General features: G+C 64.7%; 17 protein-coding genes. 5 read left to right on the top strand and 12 right to left on the bottom strand.

Going from position 1 to position 14,414, the window contains the following annotated elements:
• Both AC1P6P_RS10045 and panB read right to left on the bottom strand, forming a co-directional pair.
• Nucleotides 1-685 (bottom strand): tetratricopeptide repeat protein (locus AC1P6P_RS10045; RefSeq protein WP_481402306.1); only part of this gene is annotated, 685 nt, incomplete at its 3' end.
• Between the two features lie 214 nt (nt 686-899).
• A complete protein-coding gene (panB, locus tag AC1P6P_RS10040; RefSeq protein ID WP_481402305.1) occupies nt 900-1,727 on the bottom strand; it encodes a 3-methyl-2-oxobutanoate hydroxymethyltransferase in 828 nt (275 codons plus the stop codon).
• Between the two features lie 236 nt (nt 1,728-1,963).
• Here panB and AC1P6P_RS10035 point away from each other — a divergent pair, with 236 nt between their 5' ends.
• Entirely contained in the window at nt 1,964-2,518 is a 555-nt protein-coding gene (locus tag AC1P6P_RS10035) for a hypothetical protein (protein WP_481402304.1), read from the top strand.
• Nucleotides 2,515-2,895 (top strand): VOC family protein, encoded by a 381-nt coding sequence (locus AC1P6P_RS10030; protein ID WP_481402303.1) that lies wholly within the window; start codon nt 2,515-2,517, stop codon nt 2,893-2,895. The genes AC1P6P_RS10035 and AC1P6P_RS10030 overlap by 4 nt, the downstream gene beginning before the upstream one ends.
• Before the next feature lie 32 nt (nt 2,896-2,927).
• Here the strand turns inward: AC1P6P_RS10030 and AC1P6P_RS10025 are convergent, their stop codons facing one another.
• From AC1P6P_RS10025 to AC1P6P_RS10015, 3 genes are read right to left on the bottom strand one after another with little or no spacing between them, the layout of a single operon-like run.
• A complete protein-coding gene (locus AC1P6P_RS10025) occupies nt 2,928-3,410 on the bottom strand; it encodes a hypothetical protein (RefSeq protein WP_481402302.1) in 483 nt (160 codons plus the stop codon).
• Nucleotide 3,411: 1 nt separating this feature from the next.
• Entirely contained in the window at nt 3,412-3,879 is a 468-nt protein-coding gene (locus tag AC1P6P_RS10020) for a hypothetical protein (RefSeq protein WP_481402301.1), read from the bottom strand.
• Nucleotides 3,880-3,909: 30 nt separating this feature from the next.
• The gene (locus tag AC1P6P_RS10015; RefSeq protein ID WP_481402300.1) at nt 3,910-4,638 is read right to left on the bottom strand and encodes a metallophosphoesterase family protein; all 729 of its coding nucleotides are present in this window, start codon (nt 4,636-4,638) and stop codon (nt 3,910-3,912) included.
• A gap of 70 nt (nt 4,639-4,708) precedes the next feature.
• On the opposite strand from AC1P6P_RS10015, the gene AC1P6P_RS10010 reads away from it, so the two are divergent.
• Nucleotides 4,709-5,842 carry a VIT1/CCC1 transporter family protein gene (locus AC1P6P_RS10010; RefSeq protein ID WP_481402299.1) on the top strand — a complete coding sequence of 378 codons (1,134 nt, stop codon included), beginning with the start codon at nt 4,709-4,711 and terminating at the stop codon, nt 5,840-5,842.
• A 75-nt stretch (nt 5,843-5,917) separates the two neighbouring features.
• On the opposite strand, the gene AC1P6P_RS10005 is transcribed toward AC1P6P_RS10010, so the two are convergent.
• A complete protein-coding gene (locus AC1P6P_RS10005; RefSeq protein ID WP_481402298.1) occupies nt 5,918-6,670 on the bottom strand; it encodes an SDR family NAD(P)-dependent oxidoreductase in 753 nt (250 codons plus the stop codon).
• 123 nt (nt 6,671-6,793) lie between these two features.
• Here AC1P6P_RS10005 and AC1P6P_RS10000 point away from each other — a divergent pair, with 123 nt between their 5' ends.
• Complete coding sequence (locus tag AC1P6P_RS10000) at nt 6,794-7,150, top strand: winged helix-turn-helix transcriptional regulator (RefSeq protein ID WP_481402297.1); 357 nt, start codon at nt 6,794-6,796, stop codon at nt 7,148-7,150.
• Nucleotides 7,151-7,200: 50 nt separating this feature from the next.
• Here the strand turns inward: AC1P6P_RS10000 and rplI are convergent, their stop codons facing one another.
• From rplI to rpsF, 3 genes are read right to left on the bottom strand one after another with little or no spacing between them, the layout of a single operon-like run.
• On the bottom strand, nt 7,201-7,791 hold the full coding sequence (gene rplI, locus AC1P6P_RS09995; protein WP_481402296.1) for a 50S ribosomal protein L9: 591 nt from the start codon (nt 7,789-7,791) through the stop codon (nt 7,201-7,203).
• A gap of 10 nt (nt 7,792-7,801) precedes the next feature.
• Nucleotides 7,802-8,116 carry a 30S ribosomal protein S18 gene (rpsR, locus tag AC1P6P_RS09990; RefSeq protein WP_481402295.1) on the bottom strand — a complete coding sequence of 105 codons (315 nt, stop codon included), beginning with the start codon at nt 8,114-8,116 and terminating at the stop codon, nt 7,802-7,804.
• Nucleotides 8,113-8,481: a 30S ribosomal protein S6 gene (gene rpsF / locus AC1P6P_RS09985; RefSeq protein ID WP_481402294.1), complete on the bottom strand. Its 369-nt coding sequence runs from the start codon at nt 8,479-8,481 to the stop codon at nt 8,113-8,115. Before rpsF ends, rpsR begins: the two co-directional genes overlap by 4 nt.
• 868 nt (nt 8,482-9,349) lie before the next feature.
• On the opposite strand from rpsF, the gene hemN reads away from it, so the two are divergent.
• Nucleotides 9,350-10,681, top strand: coding sequence for an oxygen-independent coproporphyrinogen III oxidase (hemN, locus tag AC1P6P_RS09980; RefSeq protein ID WP_481402293.1), 1,332 nt, complete (start codon nt 9,350-9,352; stop codon nt 10,679-10,681).
• 190 nt (nt 10,682-10,871) lie between these two features.
• Here hemN and AC1P6P_RS09975 read toward each other — a convergent pair whose 3' ends face one another.
• Genes AC1P6P_RS09975 through AC1P6P_RS09965 form a run of 3 tightly spaced genes read right to left on the bottom strand, consistent with a single transcriptional unit; the run spans nt 10,872 to nt 14,281 of the window.
• Nucleotides 10,872-11,708, bottom strand: a complete 837-nt coding sequence (locus AC1P6P_RS09975) for a class I SAM-dependent methyltransferase (protein ID WP_481402292.1) — start codon at nt 11,706-11,708, stop codon at nt 10,872-10,874.
• Between the two features lie 26 nt (nt 11,709-11,734).
• Complete coding sequence (locus AC1P6P_RS09970) at nt 11,735-13,291, bottom strand: DHA2 family efflux MFS transporter permease subunit (RefSeq protein WP_481402291.1); 1,557 nt, start codon at nt 13,289-13,291, stop codon at nt 11,735-11,737.
• 6 nt (nt 13,292-13,297) lie between these two features.
• Entirely contained in the window at nt 13,298-14,281 is a 984-nt protein-coding gene (locus AC1P6P_RS09965; protein ID WP_481402290.1) for an EmrA/EmrK family multidrug efflux transporter periplasmic adaptor subunit, read from the bottom strand.
• Nucleotides 14,282-14,414 lie beyond the last annotated feature (133 nt).

Here is a 14,414-nt window from a genome sequence, read left to right as displayed (position 1 = left end):
GATCCGGTTTCGGCGGTTCAGGAACCTTGCCGTAGTCCTTGCCACCGCTGGTGCGGATGAGCGTTGCCATCGCCTCGGCGCGCTGGCGCAGCGAATTGGGCGCGTCGGTGTCGGCGGCGAGGGCGGTATATTCCTTCAACGCATCGCCACCCTGGCCGTCGCGCAAGGCGCGGTAGGCGATGAGCTCGCGCGCCATGAAGCGCCACTTCGACTTGCCGTCGTTGAGCGGCGCCAAAAGCGTCTTCAGATCGGCGGTCGGCAGCTTGTCGCCCTGGGCCCAGGCGGCACGCATCCGCGCGACCTGGCCGAGCCCGGCTTTGTCGTTGTCGGCGACCTTCATGTAGATCGCGACCGCATCGTTGACGCGGCCCGAGGCGAGCAGTTCGTCGGCCTGATTGAGCTGGGCGACCAGCGCGTAGCCCGACGGCGCCTTCTTGGCGATCTTGCCATAGGCATCCGCCGCCAGATCGTCCTGGCCTGCCGCCGCAATCTGGGCCGCGCTTTCCATCGACGCCGACGCCTTCAGGCGCTCCTGCTGATCGTAGCGCTCCCACAGCTTCCAGCCCGCCACGGCGATGACGATCACCGAGACGCCGGCAACGACGTAGTTGCCGTATTTCTTCCACCACTTCTGGAGCCGCTCTTGGCGGACTTCCTCCTCGACTTCGCGGAAGATGTCGGACACGGGAAATTCCTTTCGGGGAGTCGCGAACAAGATATTGACCGGGCGCGGTAATTAGCCTTTGCGCCGGAATTCCGCAACTTGACGATATTTTATCCGCCGGGAAAAGCGGCTTGGGCCGGCAGGGTTACGATTGGCCCGCGGCAAAGGGCCCCTTCCGTCTCGCGGCGCCGCCGCGATCCACCTCTCCCGTGAAGGACGGGGGAGGAAAGAGTTTTCAGCCGGTATTTTTCATCTGGTAGACGTTTTCCGTTCCCGGGAAGGTGCGGGCGCGAACGTCGGCGGCGTAGGCCTGCACGGCGGCCTCGATCTCGGCCCCCAGGTTGGCATAGGTGCGGACGAACTTGGGCGGCTTGGGGTTGAGCCCAAGCATGTCTTCCATCACCAGAATCTGCCCGTCGCACTCCGCCGAGGCGCCGATTCCGATGGTCGGAACAGCCACTTGGCGGGTGATCTTGGCGGCCAGCGGCTCCGCCATGGCTTCCAGGGTGATGGCAAAGGCGCCAGCCTCGGCGACGGCGCGGGCATCGGCCTCGATCGCCGGCCATTCGGCCTCGGTGCGGCCTTGGGTCTTGAAGCCGCCGAAAATCTGCACCCGCTGCGGGGTGAGGCCGATATGGGCCATCACCGGGATGCCGCGCTGCGTCAGATAGTGAATCGTCTCGGCCATCGACTGGCCGCCTTCCAGTTTCACCGCCTGGCAGCCGGTCTCCTGCAGCACCCGGGCGGCATTGCGGAACGCCACCTGCGGGCTCTCCTCATAGGTGCCGAACGGCAGATCGACCACCACCAGCGCCTTCTCGGCGCCGCGCATCACCGCCTGGCCATGCAGGATCATCATTTCCAGCGTCACGCCGAGCGAATTTTCCAGGCCGTGAATGACGTTGCCGAGGCTGTCGCCGACCAGCATCAAATCGACATGCTCGTCGAGCAGGCGCGCGGTGTGGGCGTGGTAGCAGGTCAGGCACACGACCGGCTGGTGCGCGGCTTTCTTGGCGATGATTTGCGGAACGCTGATGCGCTTGGTCTGGACGATGGCCGACATTAGAATGGCTCCAGAATTGTGCGGTGCACTATAACCGCTCAGCGATGGCAGAACGAGGGCGGTCACAGCGGCCGGAACCGAATTCGAAGCGTTCTAAGCAGGGCTGTGGGTTGTTTGTTGCGATTGCAACGCGTTAGAAGCCCGATCCTGTCGGCGCGGGCGCCTTTTTCGATATGGGGAGCGGATTCCCAATTGCCATCCCCTGAGGCAAAGTGCCCGCCGGCAAGGGGGAAACCATGACCAGCATCAGCGGCACGATCCGGATCGGCGAAGCCCAGCAGACCTGTGCCGCCACCGCCCGGCGCCAGCGCGGCGGCACGGGCTGGTTCTGGATATTGATTCTGGCGCTGGTGCTGGGATTGGGGGCGGCGGGCATGGGGCTGGCATCGCTGGTCGCCGTCAGCCCCGCGATCGGCTGGCTGGCCGGGGCCCTGACCGGCATGGCGATCTACCACCGCTGGTCGAAGGTGCTGATGGTCCGGCGCATCCGCGGCCGCCCGACCGCCACCGGGATGCTGCTCGATCTGCCGGTTCAGTTCGAAATGTCGCCGGAGACCTTGGTCTATGAGATCGGCGAGGTGCGCATGAGCGCCCAATGGCCGGCGGTGTCGGAACTGTTCTACGCCAAGGGCTATTGGATTTTCATGGTGCAGTCCGATCCCTGGTTCGCGCCGGATCATTTCTTCGCCAGCGACGACGCCAAGCGCGCCTTCCTCGGTGAGGCGCTTTCGCATATGAGCGAAGCGGCAAAAGCAAGGAGTGCGGACGCGGTGGCGTTCGCCACGGCATGAAGATCACCCATTTCACCTATCTGGTGCGCGATTACGACGAAGCCGTCGCCTGGTTCACGCGGGCGCTGTCGTTCCGCCTCGTGCACGATAGCAATCTCGGCGGCGGCAAGCGCTGGGTGCTGGTCGAACCCGATGGCGGCGGCGTGCGGCTGTTGCTGGCGAAGGCGACCGGCGAACAGGCGGACCACATTGGCCGCCAAGGCGGCGGGCGGGTGTTCCTGTTTTTGCAGACCGACGATTTCGCCCGCGATCACGCGGCGTTCGCGGCGGCGGGCGTGCGTTTCATCGAGCCGCCGCGGTACGAGGGTTATGGCACGGTCGCGGTGTTCGAGGATTTGTACGGCAACCGCTGGGATTTGATCGAGCCGAAGGGGTGACCACCAATCCCTATCCCACAAGGGGAGAGGTGTTATCGCAACGTGCGTGCGTCTTCGCGCGCGGCTTTCTTGCGGGCGATGTCGGTGCAGGTGAGGCGTACTGTGGTGCCGTCGCGGGCGATGTCGAACACGAAGCGGTCGGCGATGAAGGCGACGCCTTGCAGGCGATCCTGGCGACGGGCGAATTTGCGCGCGGTGATCGCGTCGACGAGTTGCTTGAACACCCAGCCGGCGAGGAAGCCGCGATCTTCCTCCGACATCGGCGCGCGCGCGAACGAGGCGGCGGCGGTGATTTCGTAAAGCCCGTCGCGGCCTTCCGACCAGTTGTCGACACCGAACGGCGCGATGCCGGCCCAACCCGCCACACTCACGTTCTTCTGGCCGAAGCGAAAGCCGAAGGCGCCATCGGCCGTGCAGGTGTTGGCGACCGCGGCGATGGTTTCGCGCGACGGCTCCGGCGAGTTGGCGCTCGCGGCGGCGGTCAACGCGACAAGGGCGAGCGCGAGCCAGCGCATGTCATCCTCCCGAACACAGCGCGACGATCAATTCCTGTTCCTGGCGCAACACGAGCGTGACGCCGGACCCCGCCTGTTTGCCGTTCGCGAAGCGGATGGTGTTGCCGCTGGCGTCGCGATGCGGGAAATGGCCCTTAGCGGTCACGGCATGATCGAGGGCTTTGAGAAATTTCTCGGCGTTGGCGACGTCGTTTTCCAGGCTGTCGCCGGAGCCGTTGAACGAGGCCTCGGCAGTGATGCGGCCGGCTTCGATGGTGAGCCGCTCGAACGGTGCCCACTCGTCGTCGGCGGTGGTGTCGACGTGGCCGTAGCCGCGCCCGAACACGCGCCCGAAGCCGCCGGTGGCTTTGCAGATATCACCGGCATGGGTGATTGCCGCGGCTTCCGGCGCCGCTTCCGGTTTCGCCGGCTTGGCATCGGCCGACGCGACCGACGCCGCAATTATCAAGGCAAAAAGAATTCTGCACATGTGCCCCTTCCACTCCCACACTACCACAAATTATGCCCGTCCGGTTTTCAGCGCTACGGCCCAGTCGGGGCGGCCGTGGGTTGCGGCCAGCGCGGCGGCGTGATCCCAATCGTAGCCGACCGGCACGATCTCGGCAGCGAAGCCCGCGTCGGTGCGTTCAATCACGGCGTAGCGCGCGTGCGGGCTGCCGGCTTCCATCTTGTGGTCGTGCGGCCAATCCCAACCGTAGGCCGGCAGGCCGACGCTGCCCGGATTGACCAGCAGCCGTCCGTCGCTGAGACGCAGAACGCGCGGCAAATGCGAGTGGCCGCACAGGATCAGCGGCGCGGCGATGTTCGCGACGCGCTCGGCGGCTTCCTCGGGCGTGGCGGCGCGGGCGCCGGACGGTTCGACGGTTTCGAGCAGATAGCGCATGTCGTCGGCGGGGCGGCCGTGGCAGAGAAATACGTCGTCGAGGATCAGCGTCGGCGGCAGCGACGCCACCCACGCCAAATGACGCTCCGTCAACGCGCCGACGGCAAAGCGGTCCGAGGCGCCCATTTCATCGCGATCCTCGAGCAACTGGCGTTCGTGATTGCCGCGTATGGTCGGCAGGCCAAGTGCCATCAAGCGGTCCGCGGTTTCGGCCGGCTGAAGCGGTCCCGACAGGATATCGCCGAGGTTGACGATGCTGCTGATTTTGCGGGCCGCGATGTCGGCCAGCACCGCCTCAAGCGCGCCGAGATTGCCGTGGATATCGGACAAGACCGCGAGTTTCATGGCGCCGGTTTTAGCACACGCGCTTTCCTTTTTGGTGAAAGCGGGTAGGGTCCCGGCGGGAAGGATCGTCATGGCCGAACTCAATCCGCAAAGCCGCTACACCGCCAATATCCAGGGCGAAGTCGATTCCGCCGCCCTTTATCGCGCGCTGGCCGATGCCGAACCGAATCCGCAACTCGCCGGGATTTATCGCAAGCTCGCCGATGTCGAAGACGAGCACGCCGCCTTCTGGGCGCGCGAACTGGTCAAGCTCGGCCATGCCGCCCCGACCCTGAAGCCGTCGCTGCGCAGCCGCATCCTCGCCTTCATCGCGCGCCGCTTCGGGCCGGGCATGGTGCTGCCCACCATCAACGCGCAAGAGCGGATGGATTCCGGCGCCTATGACGGCCAGAGCGAAGCGGTTGCCGGCGGATTGCCCGCCGCGGAACGCAGCCACGCCCGCATCATCAACGCGCTGGCGGGCGAGAAGCCGGGCACGCTCGCAAGCGGCACGCTGGCGCGATTGGAAGGACGTCATCGCGGGCTCGGCGGCAATGCCTTGCGCGCGGCGGTGTTGGGCGCCAACGACGGGCTGGTCTCCAATATGAGTTTGGTGATGGGCGTTGCCGGCGCGGTTTCCGACAGCCGTGTTGTGCTGATGACGGGCTTGGCCGGACTGGCCGCGGGCGCCTGTTCGATGGCGATGGGCGAATGGCTGTCGGTTGCCACCGCGCGCGAAAGCTTTGAACGCCAGATCGCCGCCGAAGCCCAGGAACTCGCCGAAGCGCCGGAAGAGGAAATGGAAGAACTGGCGCTGATCTATCAGGCCAAGGGCCTGCCGGAAGCAACCGCCCGCACCATGGCGCGCCAGCTCATCACCAACAAGGATTCCGCGCTCGACACTTTGGCACGCGAGGAACTCGGCATCGATCCGGGCGAACTTGGCGGCTCGCCATGGACGGCGGCGGCGACCTCGTTCGGCCTGTTCGCGGCGGGCGCGATCTTCCCGATCCTGCCGCTGGTGTTCGGGGTATCGGGCCCCAACGCGGTGATCGCCAGCCTCGGCGTGTCGGGCCTGGCGCTGATGGCGATCGGCGGTGCGACGGCCCTCTTCACCGGCGGCTCGATGGTGCGTTTGGCGCTGCGTTCGCTGGCCTTCGGTTACGGCGCCGCCGCCATCACCTTCGCCCTCGGCAAACTGGTCGGCGTCGCGGTCGGCGGGTGATAAAAAGCCCTCCGGATTGCTCCGGAGGGCTCGGCGCGGATGGGGAGGGGGGGCGTTACATCCGCGCTGATAGCGTCAGAGCTGGGAAAAGCCGCCGTCGGCGACGAGGTCGCTGCCGGTGACAAAGCTGGAATCATCGGACGCCAGAAACACCATCGCCTTGGCCATCTCCTCCGGCTGGCCGATGCGGCCCAGCGGCACTTGCGCGACGAATTGGGCTTTGGCGGCTTCGACGACCTTGGGATCGGGCGAAATGCCGTCAAAGATCGGGGTGTCGATGGGACCCGGGCTGAGCGTGTTGACGCGGATGCCGCGGTCCTTGAACTCGGCGGCCCAACTGCGGGCCAAGGTGCGCACCGCGGCCTTGGTCGCCGAATAGGCGGCAAAGCCGGCAATGCCGAGATACTGCGCATTGGACGCGGTCAGCACGATGGTAGCGCCGTCGCTGAGCAGCGGCAGTGCCTTCTGCACGGTGAAGAATACGCCGCGGACATTGACGTTGAAGATCTTGTCGAAATGATCCGGCGTCGCCTCGGCGGTCGCTTTGAATTCGCCGATGCCGGCGTTGGCGACGAGAACGTCGACGCGGCCCTTTTCGCGCTTCACGGTTTGATAAAGCCGGTCGAGGTCTTCCAGTTTGGCGACGTCGCCCTGGACAGCCGTCACGTTGCGGCCGATGAATTTGGCGGCCTTGTCGAGTTCGCCGGCGCGCCGGCCGGTGATGAAAACATAGGCGCCCTGGTCAACGAATTCCTTGGCGGTAGCGAGCCCGATACCGGTCGAACCACCGGTGACGACTGCGACTTTGCCTTCCAACTTGCCGGACATGAGGGGGTGCCTTTCGCGTTTCCCGTTGCATGACACTCCATGTGGGGGGTACAAAACGGCTCTGCCAGTACCTACCTTTTGGTTGGTACCACGCGCGGACACGAACTTTTTGGTGGGTGCGGCATGCGCAAGCGCAAGAAAACCTACAGCTGCGGACTGGAAGCGGCGCTCGCGGTGATCGGCGGCAAATGGAAATTCCTCATCCTGTGGACGCTGGCGAACCAGGGCACCAAGCGCTTCGGCGAGCTCCGGCGCGCCGTCGCCGGCATCAGCGAGAAGATGCTGATCCAGGAGCTGAAGGAGCTGGAACTCGATGGCATCGTGGCGCGGCGCGATTTCAAGGAGGTGCCGCCGCGGGTCGAATACAGCCTGACCGCGTTCGGCGGCGAACTCGCGGTGGCAACCCGTCCGCTGTGCGAATGGGGCACCCGGCACATCAAGCGCATCGGCTCGCTGCCGACCCAGATCGCGGCGGAATGAAAAAAGGCCCGGATCGCTCCGGGCCTTTCTTATTCTTGACGTCCGGCGAATTACTCTTCGACGGGCGCTTCTTCTTCGACTTCTTCGTCGGGCGCGACGCCTTCTTCGAACAGCTCTTCGGCGGCGACCACGGCTTCTTCGGCCTCGGTCTTCTCGGCGAGGACGTCTTCACCGCGCGCCTGGCGCTCGGCTTCGTCCTCGTTGCGCGCGACGTTGATCGTCACGCTGACCTTGACTTCCGGGTGCAGGACAACGCTGACCGGCACCAGGCCGATGGCCTTGATCGGCTTGTCGAGCGCCACCTGGCCACGGGCAACGGTGAAGCCGCCCTTGGTGATGGCGTCGGCGATGTCGCGAGGGGATACCGAGCCGTAAAGCTGGCCACGATCGCCGGCCTGACGCAGCAGCGGGAAAATCTGACCCTTCAGCTTCGAAGAAACCGCCTCGGCGTCCTTCTTGCGTTCGAGGTTGTTGGCTTCGAGCTGGGCCTTCTGGGTCGAGAAGAATTCCCGGTTCGCCTTGGTGGCGCGCAGGGCCTTCTTTTCGGGCAGCAGGAAGTTGCGGGCGAAGCCGTCCTTCACCTTCACTTCATCGCCCATCTGGCCGAGTTTTTCGACCCGTTCGAGCAGGATGACTTGCATGGGTTCCCTCCTACTCGATCACGTACGGAAGCAGGGCCATGAACCGCGCGCGCTTGATGGCGTTCGCGAGCAGGCGCTGCTTCTTGGTCGACACCGCAGTGATGCGGCTCGGCACGATCTTGCCGCGCTCGGAGATGAAGCGCTGCAAGAGCTTCACGTCCTTGTAGTCGATCTTCGGGGCGTTGGCGCCGGAGAACGGGCAAGTCTTCTTGCGACGGAAGAAGGGGCGACGCTGGCCGCCCGCTCCGCCATGACCGCCCTCGCGGTCGCCGCGATCGCGACGTTCGCCGCCGCCATGGCCGCCGGAATGTCCGCCAAAGCTCATTGTGCGGTCTCCTCTTTCACGGTTTCGCCTTCCGGCTTGTCGCTGCGATCATCGCGGCGCGACTTGGTCGACACTTCGAACGCTTCCACCTTCACGGTGAGGAAGCGCAGCACGTCTTCGTTGATCTTGAGCTGGCGCTCGAGCTCGATGACGGCCTTGGCCGGGGCGTTGATGTTGAGGAGCACATAATGCCCCTTGCGATTCTTCTTGATGCGGTAGGCGAGGCCGCGAAGGCCCCAGTATTCCTGCTTCTCGACCTTGCCGCCTTCGCCTTCGACGATGGTTTTGAGGTGGGTTGCGAGGGCGTCGACCGCCTGCGCGCTGATGTCCTGGCGCGCGATCAGGAGATGCTCGTAAAGAGCCATGTCCCGTTCCCTTGTTGGACTGCGGTGCGCCAGGGGCGGGTTAAACCCTTGAACGCATTGGCTCTCAAGAACGCCGGACCATCCGGCTTACCTGCTGAAATGAGAAAAATTTCCTAATCCAATCAGGTTCTTGCGACCGCAATCGCTGAGGCGCGGGCGTATACAGGATTGGGGAGGTCGCGGCAAGGGACGGGCCAGACACGCAGGGGGCCTGCCTTGCGGCCGGATACGGGTGAATGCAACTGCCCCTCGACAACCAAGACCAGCCATCGCGGGGGTGGTGCTGGCTTGGCCTAAGAAATCCTGCGTGCCCAGCCGACAGCAAAATCGGCGACACCGCAGCTGCAGGCGTTGCGCACGATATGGAAACGGCAGCGACGACCGGTGCGCTGTTGTCTTCCATCTTTCGATTTCTGCGTCGACACCGATCGCGGCTCGTGCCCGTCGTTGAAAGGTTGCGTCGCACGTCGTGCCACTGCGAGGGGCCACGCGCGACTGAACCCGGCGGAGCCCGCGGGTCGCATCACGGGCAGTCCGGAAAAGATGAGACTTTGAGGCTGCTTTAGGCTAGACTCGATCGCGAACGCGCGACCGGGTACGACAGACGTGGCGATGACGAATAGCCCTAGAAAAGGTGCGGGGGCTGTCGCTAAAGGCAGCCCCCATTCAAGGCCATGGCGCGAAGCCGTTTGGCCGACCGGCCCGGCGGGCGGGCCCGTCCTTGCACCTCATCTGCTCTATCCGAGCGAGGCGGGAATTAGTATGCACCAAACACAATGGAAGTCAAGATTTCGACGCGCTATGACAGACATCTCGGCGTCGCCAAAATCGCATCTTGCAACCGTTTACGAGTGATCCGTAGCCCGCAATGAACACCCAGCTCGCTCTCTTTAACGCCCGAGTGCCGCGTTACACGTCGTATCCCACGGCGCCCCATTTCCATGCCGGCATCGGGCAAAGTGAAGTCCGTCAATGGCTTGCCGGGTTGCCGCCGCGACTGCCCTTGTCGCTGTACGTGCATATCCCGTTTTGCGACACGCTGTGCTGGTTCTGTGGCTGCCACACCACCGTGGTGAATCGCTATTCGCCGGTTCAGTCGTATCTCAACAATCTCTTCACCGAGATCGCCACTATCGCGCCGCTGCTCGCCGGCCATCCGGTGACGCACCTGCATTGGGGCGGCGGTTCGCCGACCATGCTGACGCCAGACGATGTGCGCGCGCTGAAGGGAACGTTGACGCGCCATTTCGACTTCGCGCCCGATGCCGAGTTCGCGGTGGAGATCGATCCGCGCGGACTCAAGGACGAGCTGATCGCGACGCTCGGCGAATGCGGGCTGACGCGGGCCTCCATCGGGGTGCAGGATTTCGACGACACCGTGCAGAAGGCGATCAACCGCATCCAGCCGTTCGACGAGACCGAGCGTGTGGTCAACGCGCTGCGCCAGGCGGGCGTGAAATCGCTCAACATCGATCTCATCTACGGCCTGCCGCACCAGAGCCGCGCCAACGTCGCGCGCACCATCGAACTGGCGCTGCGGTTGAAGCCGCAGCGCTTTGCCGTGTTCGGCTACGCCCATGTGCCGCATTTCAAGAAGCACATGCAGCTGATCAAGACCGAAGCGCTGCCCGATGCCGAGGAACGCCTGGCGCAGTTCGAGCTGGCGCACAGTTTGATTTCCGCGGCCGGCTATGCCGCCATCGGCCTCGATCATTTCGCGCTGCCCGATGACAGCCTCGCCATCGCGGCCAACAACGGCACCCTGGCGCGCAATTTCCAGGGTTATACCTCCGATGATGCGCCGGCTTTGATCGGCTTGGGCGCTTCTTCCATCAGCGCACTGCCGCAAGGTTACCTGCAGAACAAGCCCGAGGTGCCGGAATGGCGCAAGTCGATCGAGGCCGGTGAGCTGCCGGTGGCGCGCGGGATTGCGCTCTCGGCCGACGACACGCTGCGCCGCGCCATCATCGAAAAACTGATGTGCTTCCTCGAAGTCGATCTCGGCGCGTTCGGCAAAACGGTGGGCGACTTCCCGCGCGAGATGGAAGCACTCGGCCCGCTGATCGCCGCAGGGCTGGTGTTGTGCGAGGGCACGCGGCTGCGCGTCCCGGCCGCCTCGCGCGCCGCGGTGCGTCTGGTGGCCTCGGTGTTCGACACCTATCTCGCCAATTCGAAAGCCGTGCACGCGGTGGCAGTGTGAAAAGATTTGTCATCCCCGGCTGAGCAGGCGCGCGAAGCGCGGATGCGAAGGGAAGGGGACCCAGGTATATCCGGCGAATGAATTAAGACGAGGGGGCAGTGCGCCCTGATCACAAGCAAGGTGCACGTTTGAAAACCTGGGTTCCCTTCCCCTTCGCCGCTGCGCGGCTTCGGCCGGGAATGACAACCGATTATTTCTTCCGCGCCAGCACGCCGAACGGGGCTGACTTCGCGATCCATTTGCCGCCGCTGGAGAGGTCGAAAATCTCCGCCAGGTCGAGTCCGGCGGCCTTCAGTTCGGCTTCGATTTCCTCGGGCGCGAAATACTGCATCCAGTTGAAAATCTCGCGGCGGCGCGCCGGTTCGATGATCAGATAGCGCTCGAGCGCCAGCCACGCCTCGTTGTAGCGGTGGGTGACCTTGAAGCCGAAATAATCGCCTTCGGCCCAGAAGCCGTCCATCAGCCGGCGCTCGCACCAGAAGCCTTCTTCCACCTGTCCGAACTGCGGCCGCGAGAACACGTCGAAGACGAAATGCCCGCCCGGCTTCAGCATCGCCTTGACGCGCTTCAATAGGCTTGCCCGCTGCGCCGGCGACAGCACGCAATAGTCGCCATAGATCAGGGTGACGAGGTTCTGGCCCTCAGGCAACGCGTCGGCGAGATAATCGGCGAGGCGGTATTCGATCGCGAGCTTCTTGGCCGCCGCCTGCCAGCGCCCGTGCAGCAGTGCCCGCGCCGAGAAATCGATGCCGGTGACGCGGGCCCCATGCATCGCCATGCGCTCGGCATAGAGGCCGGGGCCGCAACCGAGATCGGTCACCTGCCGGCCGGCGAGGCCGAGACGGGTCTCCAGCCATTTCACCAGCGCGTCGATCGCCTCCGGGCGGCGCGAGGCGAGGTCGGAGGCGGGGTCGAGATGGTGCTGCAGCATCCGCTGCGAGACGTGCTCGTCGGTCCACAGATCGTGCGCGGTGTAAGCGGAAAACGGGGCGGGGCGCGCGACGAACGCGTTCAGGATCTCGTACATGCCCGCTTTATATCACGGCGGGGCGCTCAGTGTCCTGCCGGCGGCTTGCTGTTGGCTTTGCCGTTGGCGTGACGCGGCGGTTTGGGGGCGATCCAGACCACGGCTGCGGTCACCAGCAGCATGATGCCGATTTCGAGGAAGGTCTGGTTGGTGCCGAGCTGGGCGGCCTGCTGCAGCACCGCCATATCGAACAGGCCGCGCGCCCGGCCCTCGGTGAAGCCGCCCGCCTGCATCATGGTCAGCATGTCCTGGCCGTGCTGCACCGTGCCGGCCAGCACCGCCTTGCTGAACTTGATGGAATTTTCCCACACCGCGACCACCAGAGCGGTGGCGATGGCGCTCGACAGCGTCCGGATGAAATTGAACTGGCCGGCGCCCGAGGCGGTGTCCTTGGCCGGCAGGGAACTGACCGACATGTCCATCAGCGGGATCAGGATCAAGGGAAAGCTGATGCCTTGCAGCACCTGGGGCCACAACAACTGCTCGAAGGTCATGTCGAGGGTATAGAACACGCGTACCAGCGACGAGGCGGCGCAGAACAGCAGCCCGATCATCACCAGGAGGCGGTGATCGTATTTGGTCATCAGCTTGGTGGTGATCGGCGCCACGAACACCGAAACCAGCCCGGCGAAGGCGGTGTTGTAGCCGGCCAGCGTTGCGGTGTAGCCCATGATGTTCTGCAGCCACAGCGGAACCAGCACCACCGCCCCGAACAGCGCGCCGAAGGACATCGCGATCACCAGCATCGACACCGAGAACGAGCGGTTGGTGAAGATGCGCAGGTTCACGATCGGCGTCTTGTCGGTCAGCTCCCAGATCACGAAGGCGATGAAACCGAGGACGGTGACGATCAGCAGCGCGACGATGAAATTGTTGTTGAACCAATCGAGATTCTGACCGTTGCCGAGCATGATCTGCAACGCCCCGACCCACAGGATCAGAAGTCCGAGGCCGACGAAATCGACCCGCGCCTTCTTGGTCGGCATTTCGTGGTCGCGCAGCACGTACCAGGCCAGCGCCGCCAGCGGGATCGCGAACGCGATCTTGAAATGGAACGCCCATTGCCAGCTCCACTGATCGGCGATGATGCCGCCGAGCGCGGGACCGGCGACGGGGGCGAGAATGGTCGTCATCGACCACACCGCCAGCGCCGGCATTTCGTGCTTGGTGGGAACCACCGTCAGCAGCAGGGTTTGCGACAACGGGATCAGCGGGCCGCCGCAGATGCCGAGCATGATGCGGAACACGATCAGCATCGGCAGGCTGGTGGCGAGACCGCAGGCGACGCTCATGACGCCGAATCCGGCGATGCAGAGCACGAACACCTTGACCGGTCCGAAACGCTCCGCCAGCCAGCCGGTCAGCGGCACCATGATCGCTTCGGCGACCGCGTACGACGTGATGACCCAGGTGCCGTCGGCACTCGACACCGCGAGGCTGCCGGCGATCTGCGGCACCAGCACATTGACGATGGTGAGGTCGAGAATGGCGAGGAAATTCGCCATCGCCAGCACGATCACCACCAGCGCCAGCGTCAGGCCGTGGGCGTGGGCTTTGTCCTGCGTGTCGTCGACCAGGCTCATAGCCGACTACTTCGAGATGTCGATGGTGGCCTTCATCGACAGGCCGACGCGCAAGGGATGGTCCTTGAGTTCGGCGGCGTCGAGACTGATGCGGACCGGAATGCGCTGCACCACCTTGATCCAGTTGCCGGTGGCGTTCTGGGCCGGAATGATGGCGAACGCCGCACCGGTACCGCCGCCGAGCCCGGCGACCGTGCCGTGAAACTTCACCGCCGAGCCGTAGAGGTCGCTGGTCAGCGTCACCGCCTGGCCGGGATGCACCTTGGCGAGCTGGTCTTCCTTGAAATTGGCATCGACATAGACGTCCTGGATCGGCACCACCGCCATGATCGGGCGTCCGGCGCCGACCATCTGGCCGACCTGGACGTTGCGCTGGGCGACTATGCCGGTGACCGGCGCGGTGATCATGGTGCGCGACAGGTTGAGCTTGGCGGTGTCGAGCTGCGCCTTGGCGGCCAGCACTTCGGGATGATGCTCGATGTCGGTGTTGGAGGTCAGCGCCTCGGCGGCCTGCAGCGCGGCGCAACTGGCTTCGTACGCAGCCTTGTAGCCGGAGAATTCCTCGTTCGAGATGGCGCCGGTATTCCGAATCGCCGAGCGGCGCTCGAAGTCGAGGCGGGTGCGGGCGCAATCGGCGCGGCGGGCGGTGGCCTGGGCGAAATAGGTGCCGATCTTGCGCACGGTGGCGCCGTAGCCTGCTTCCGCCTGGGCGACGAGAAGCTCAGCATCGGCGGGATCGATCACCACCAGCACGTCGCCCTTGTTGACGTGCTCGCTGTCGTGCACCTTGACCTCCATGACGCGGCCGTTGGTCAGCGGCGTCACCTGGGCCGAGGAGACATTGACGTAGGCGTCGTCGGTCGAGACATAGCTGGAGGCGAAGAAGAACCAGTACGCGACCCAGACAATCGCGATCGCCGCAACGGCGAGCCCGAGCCAGGTGAACAGCGTCCTGCGTTTGGCGGCGAGACCTTCGGTGCTGTCGGACATGAGGTTTCTCACTTCTTCTTTTCGATAAAGCCGCCGCCGAGGGCGCGGATGAGGGCGATGTCGTGGGCGAACGCCTGGGCTTCGAGATCGGCCACCGCCATGCGGATCGCGAGCAGGCGGTCTTCCACCGTCA

Source organism: Rhizomicrobium sp. (assembly GCF_056722145.1).
The sequence above is the reverse complement of the archived record's forward strand: the minus strand, read 5'-3'. Positions and strand labels throughout refer to the sequence as shown.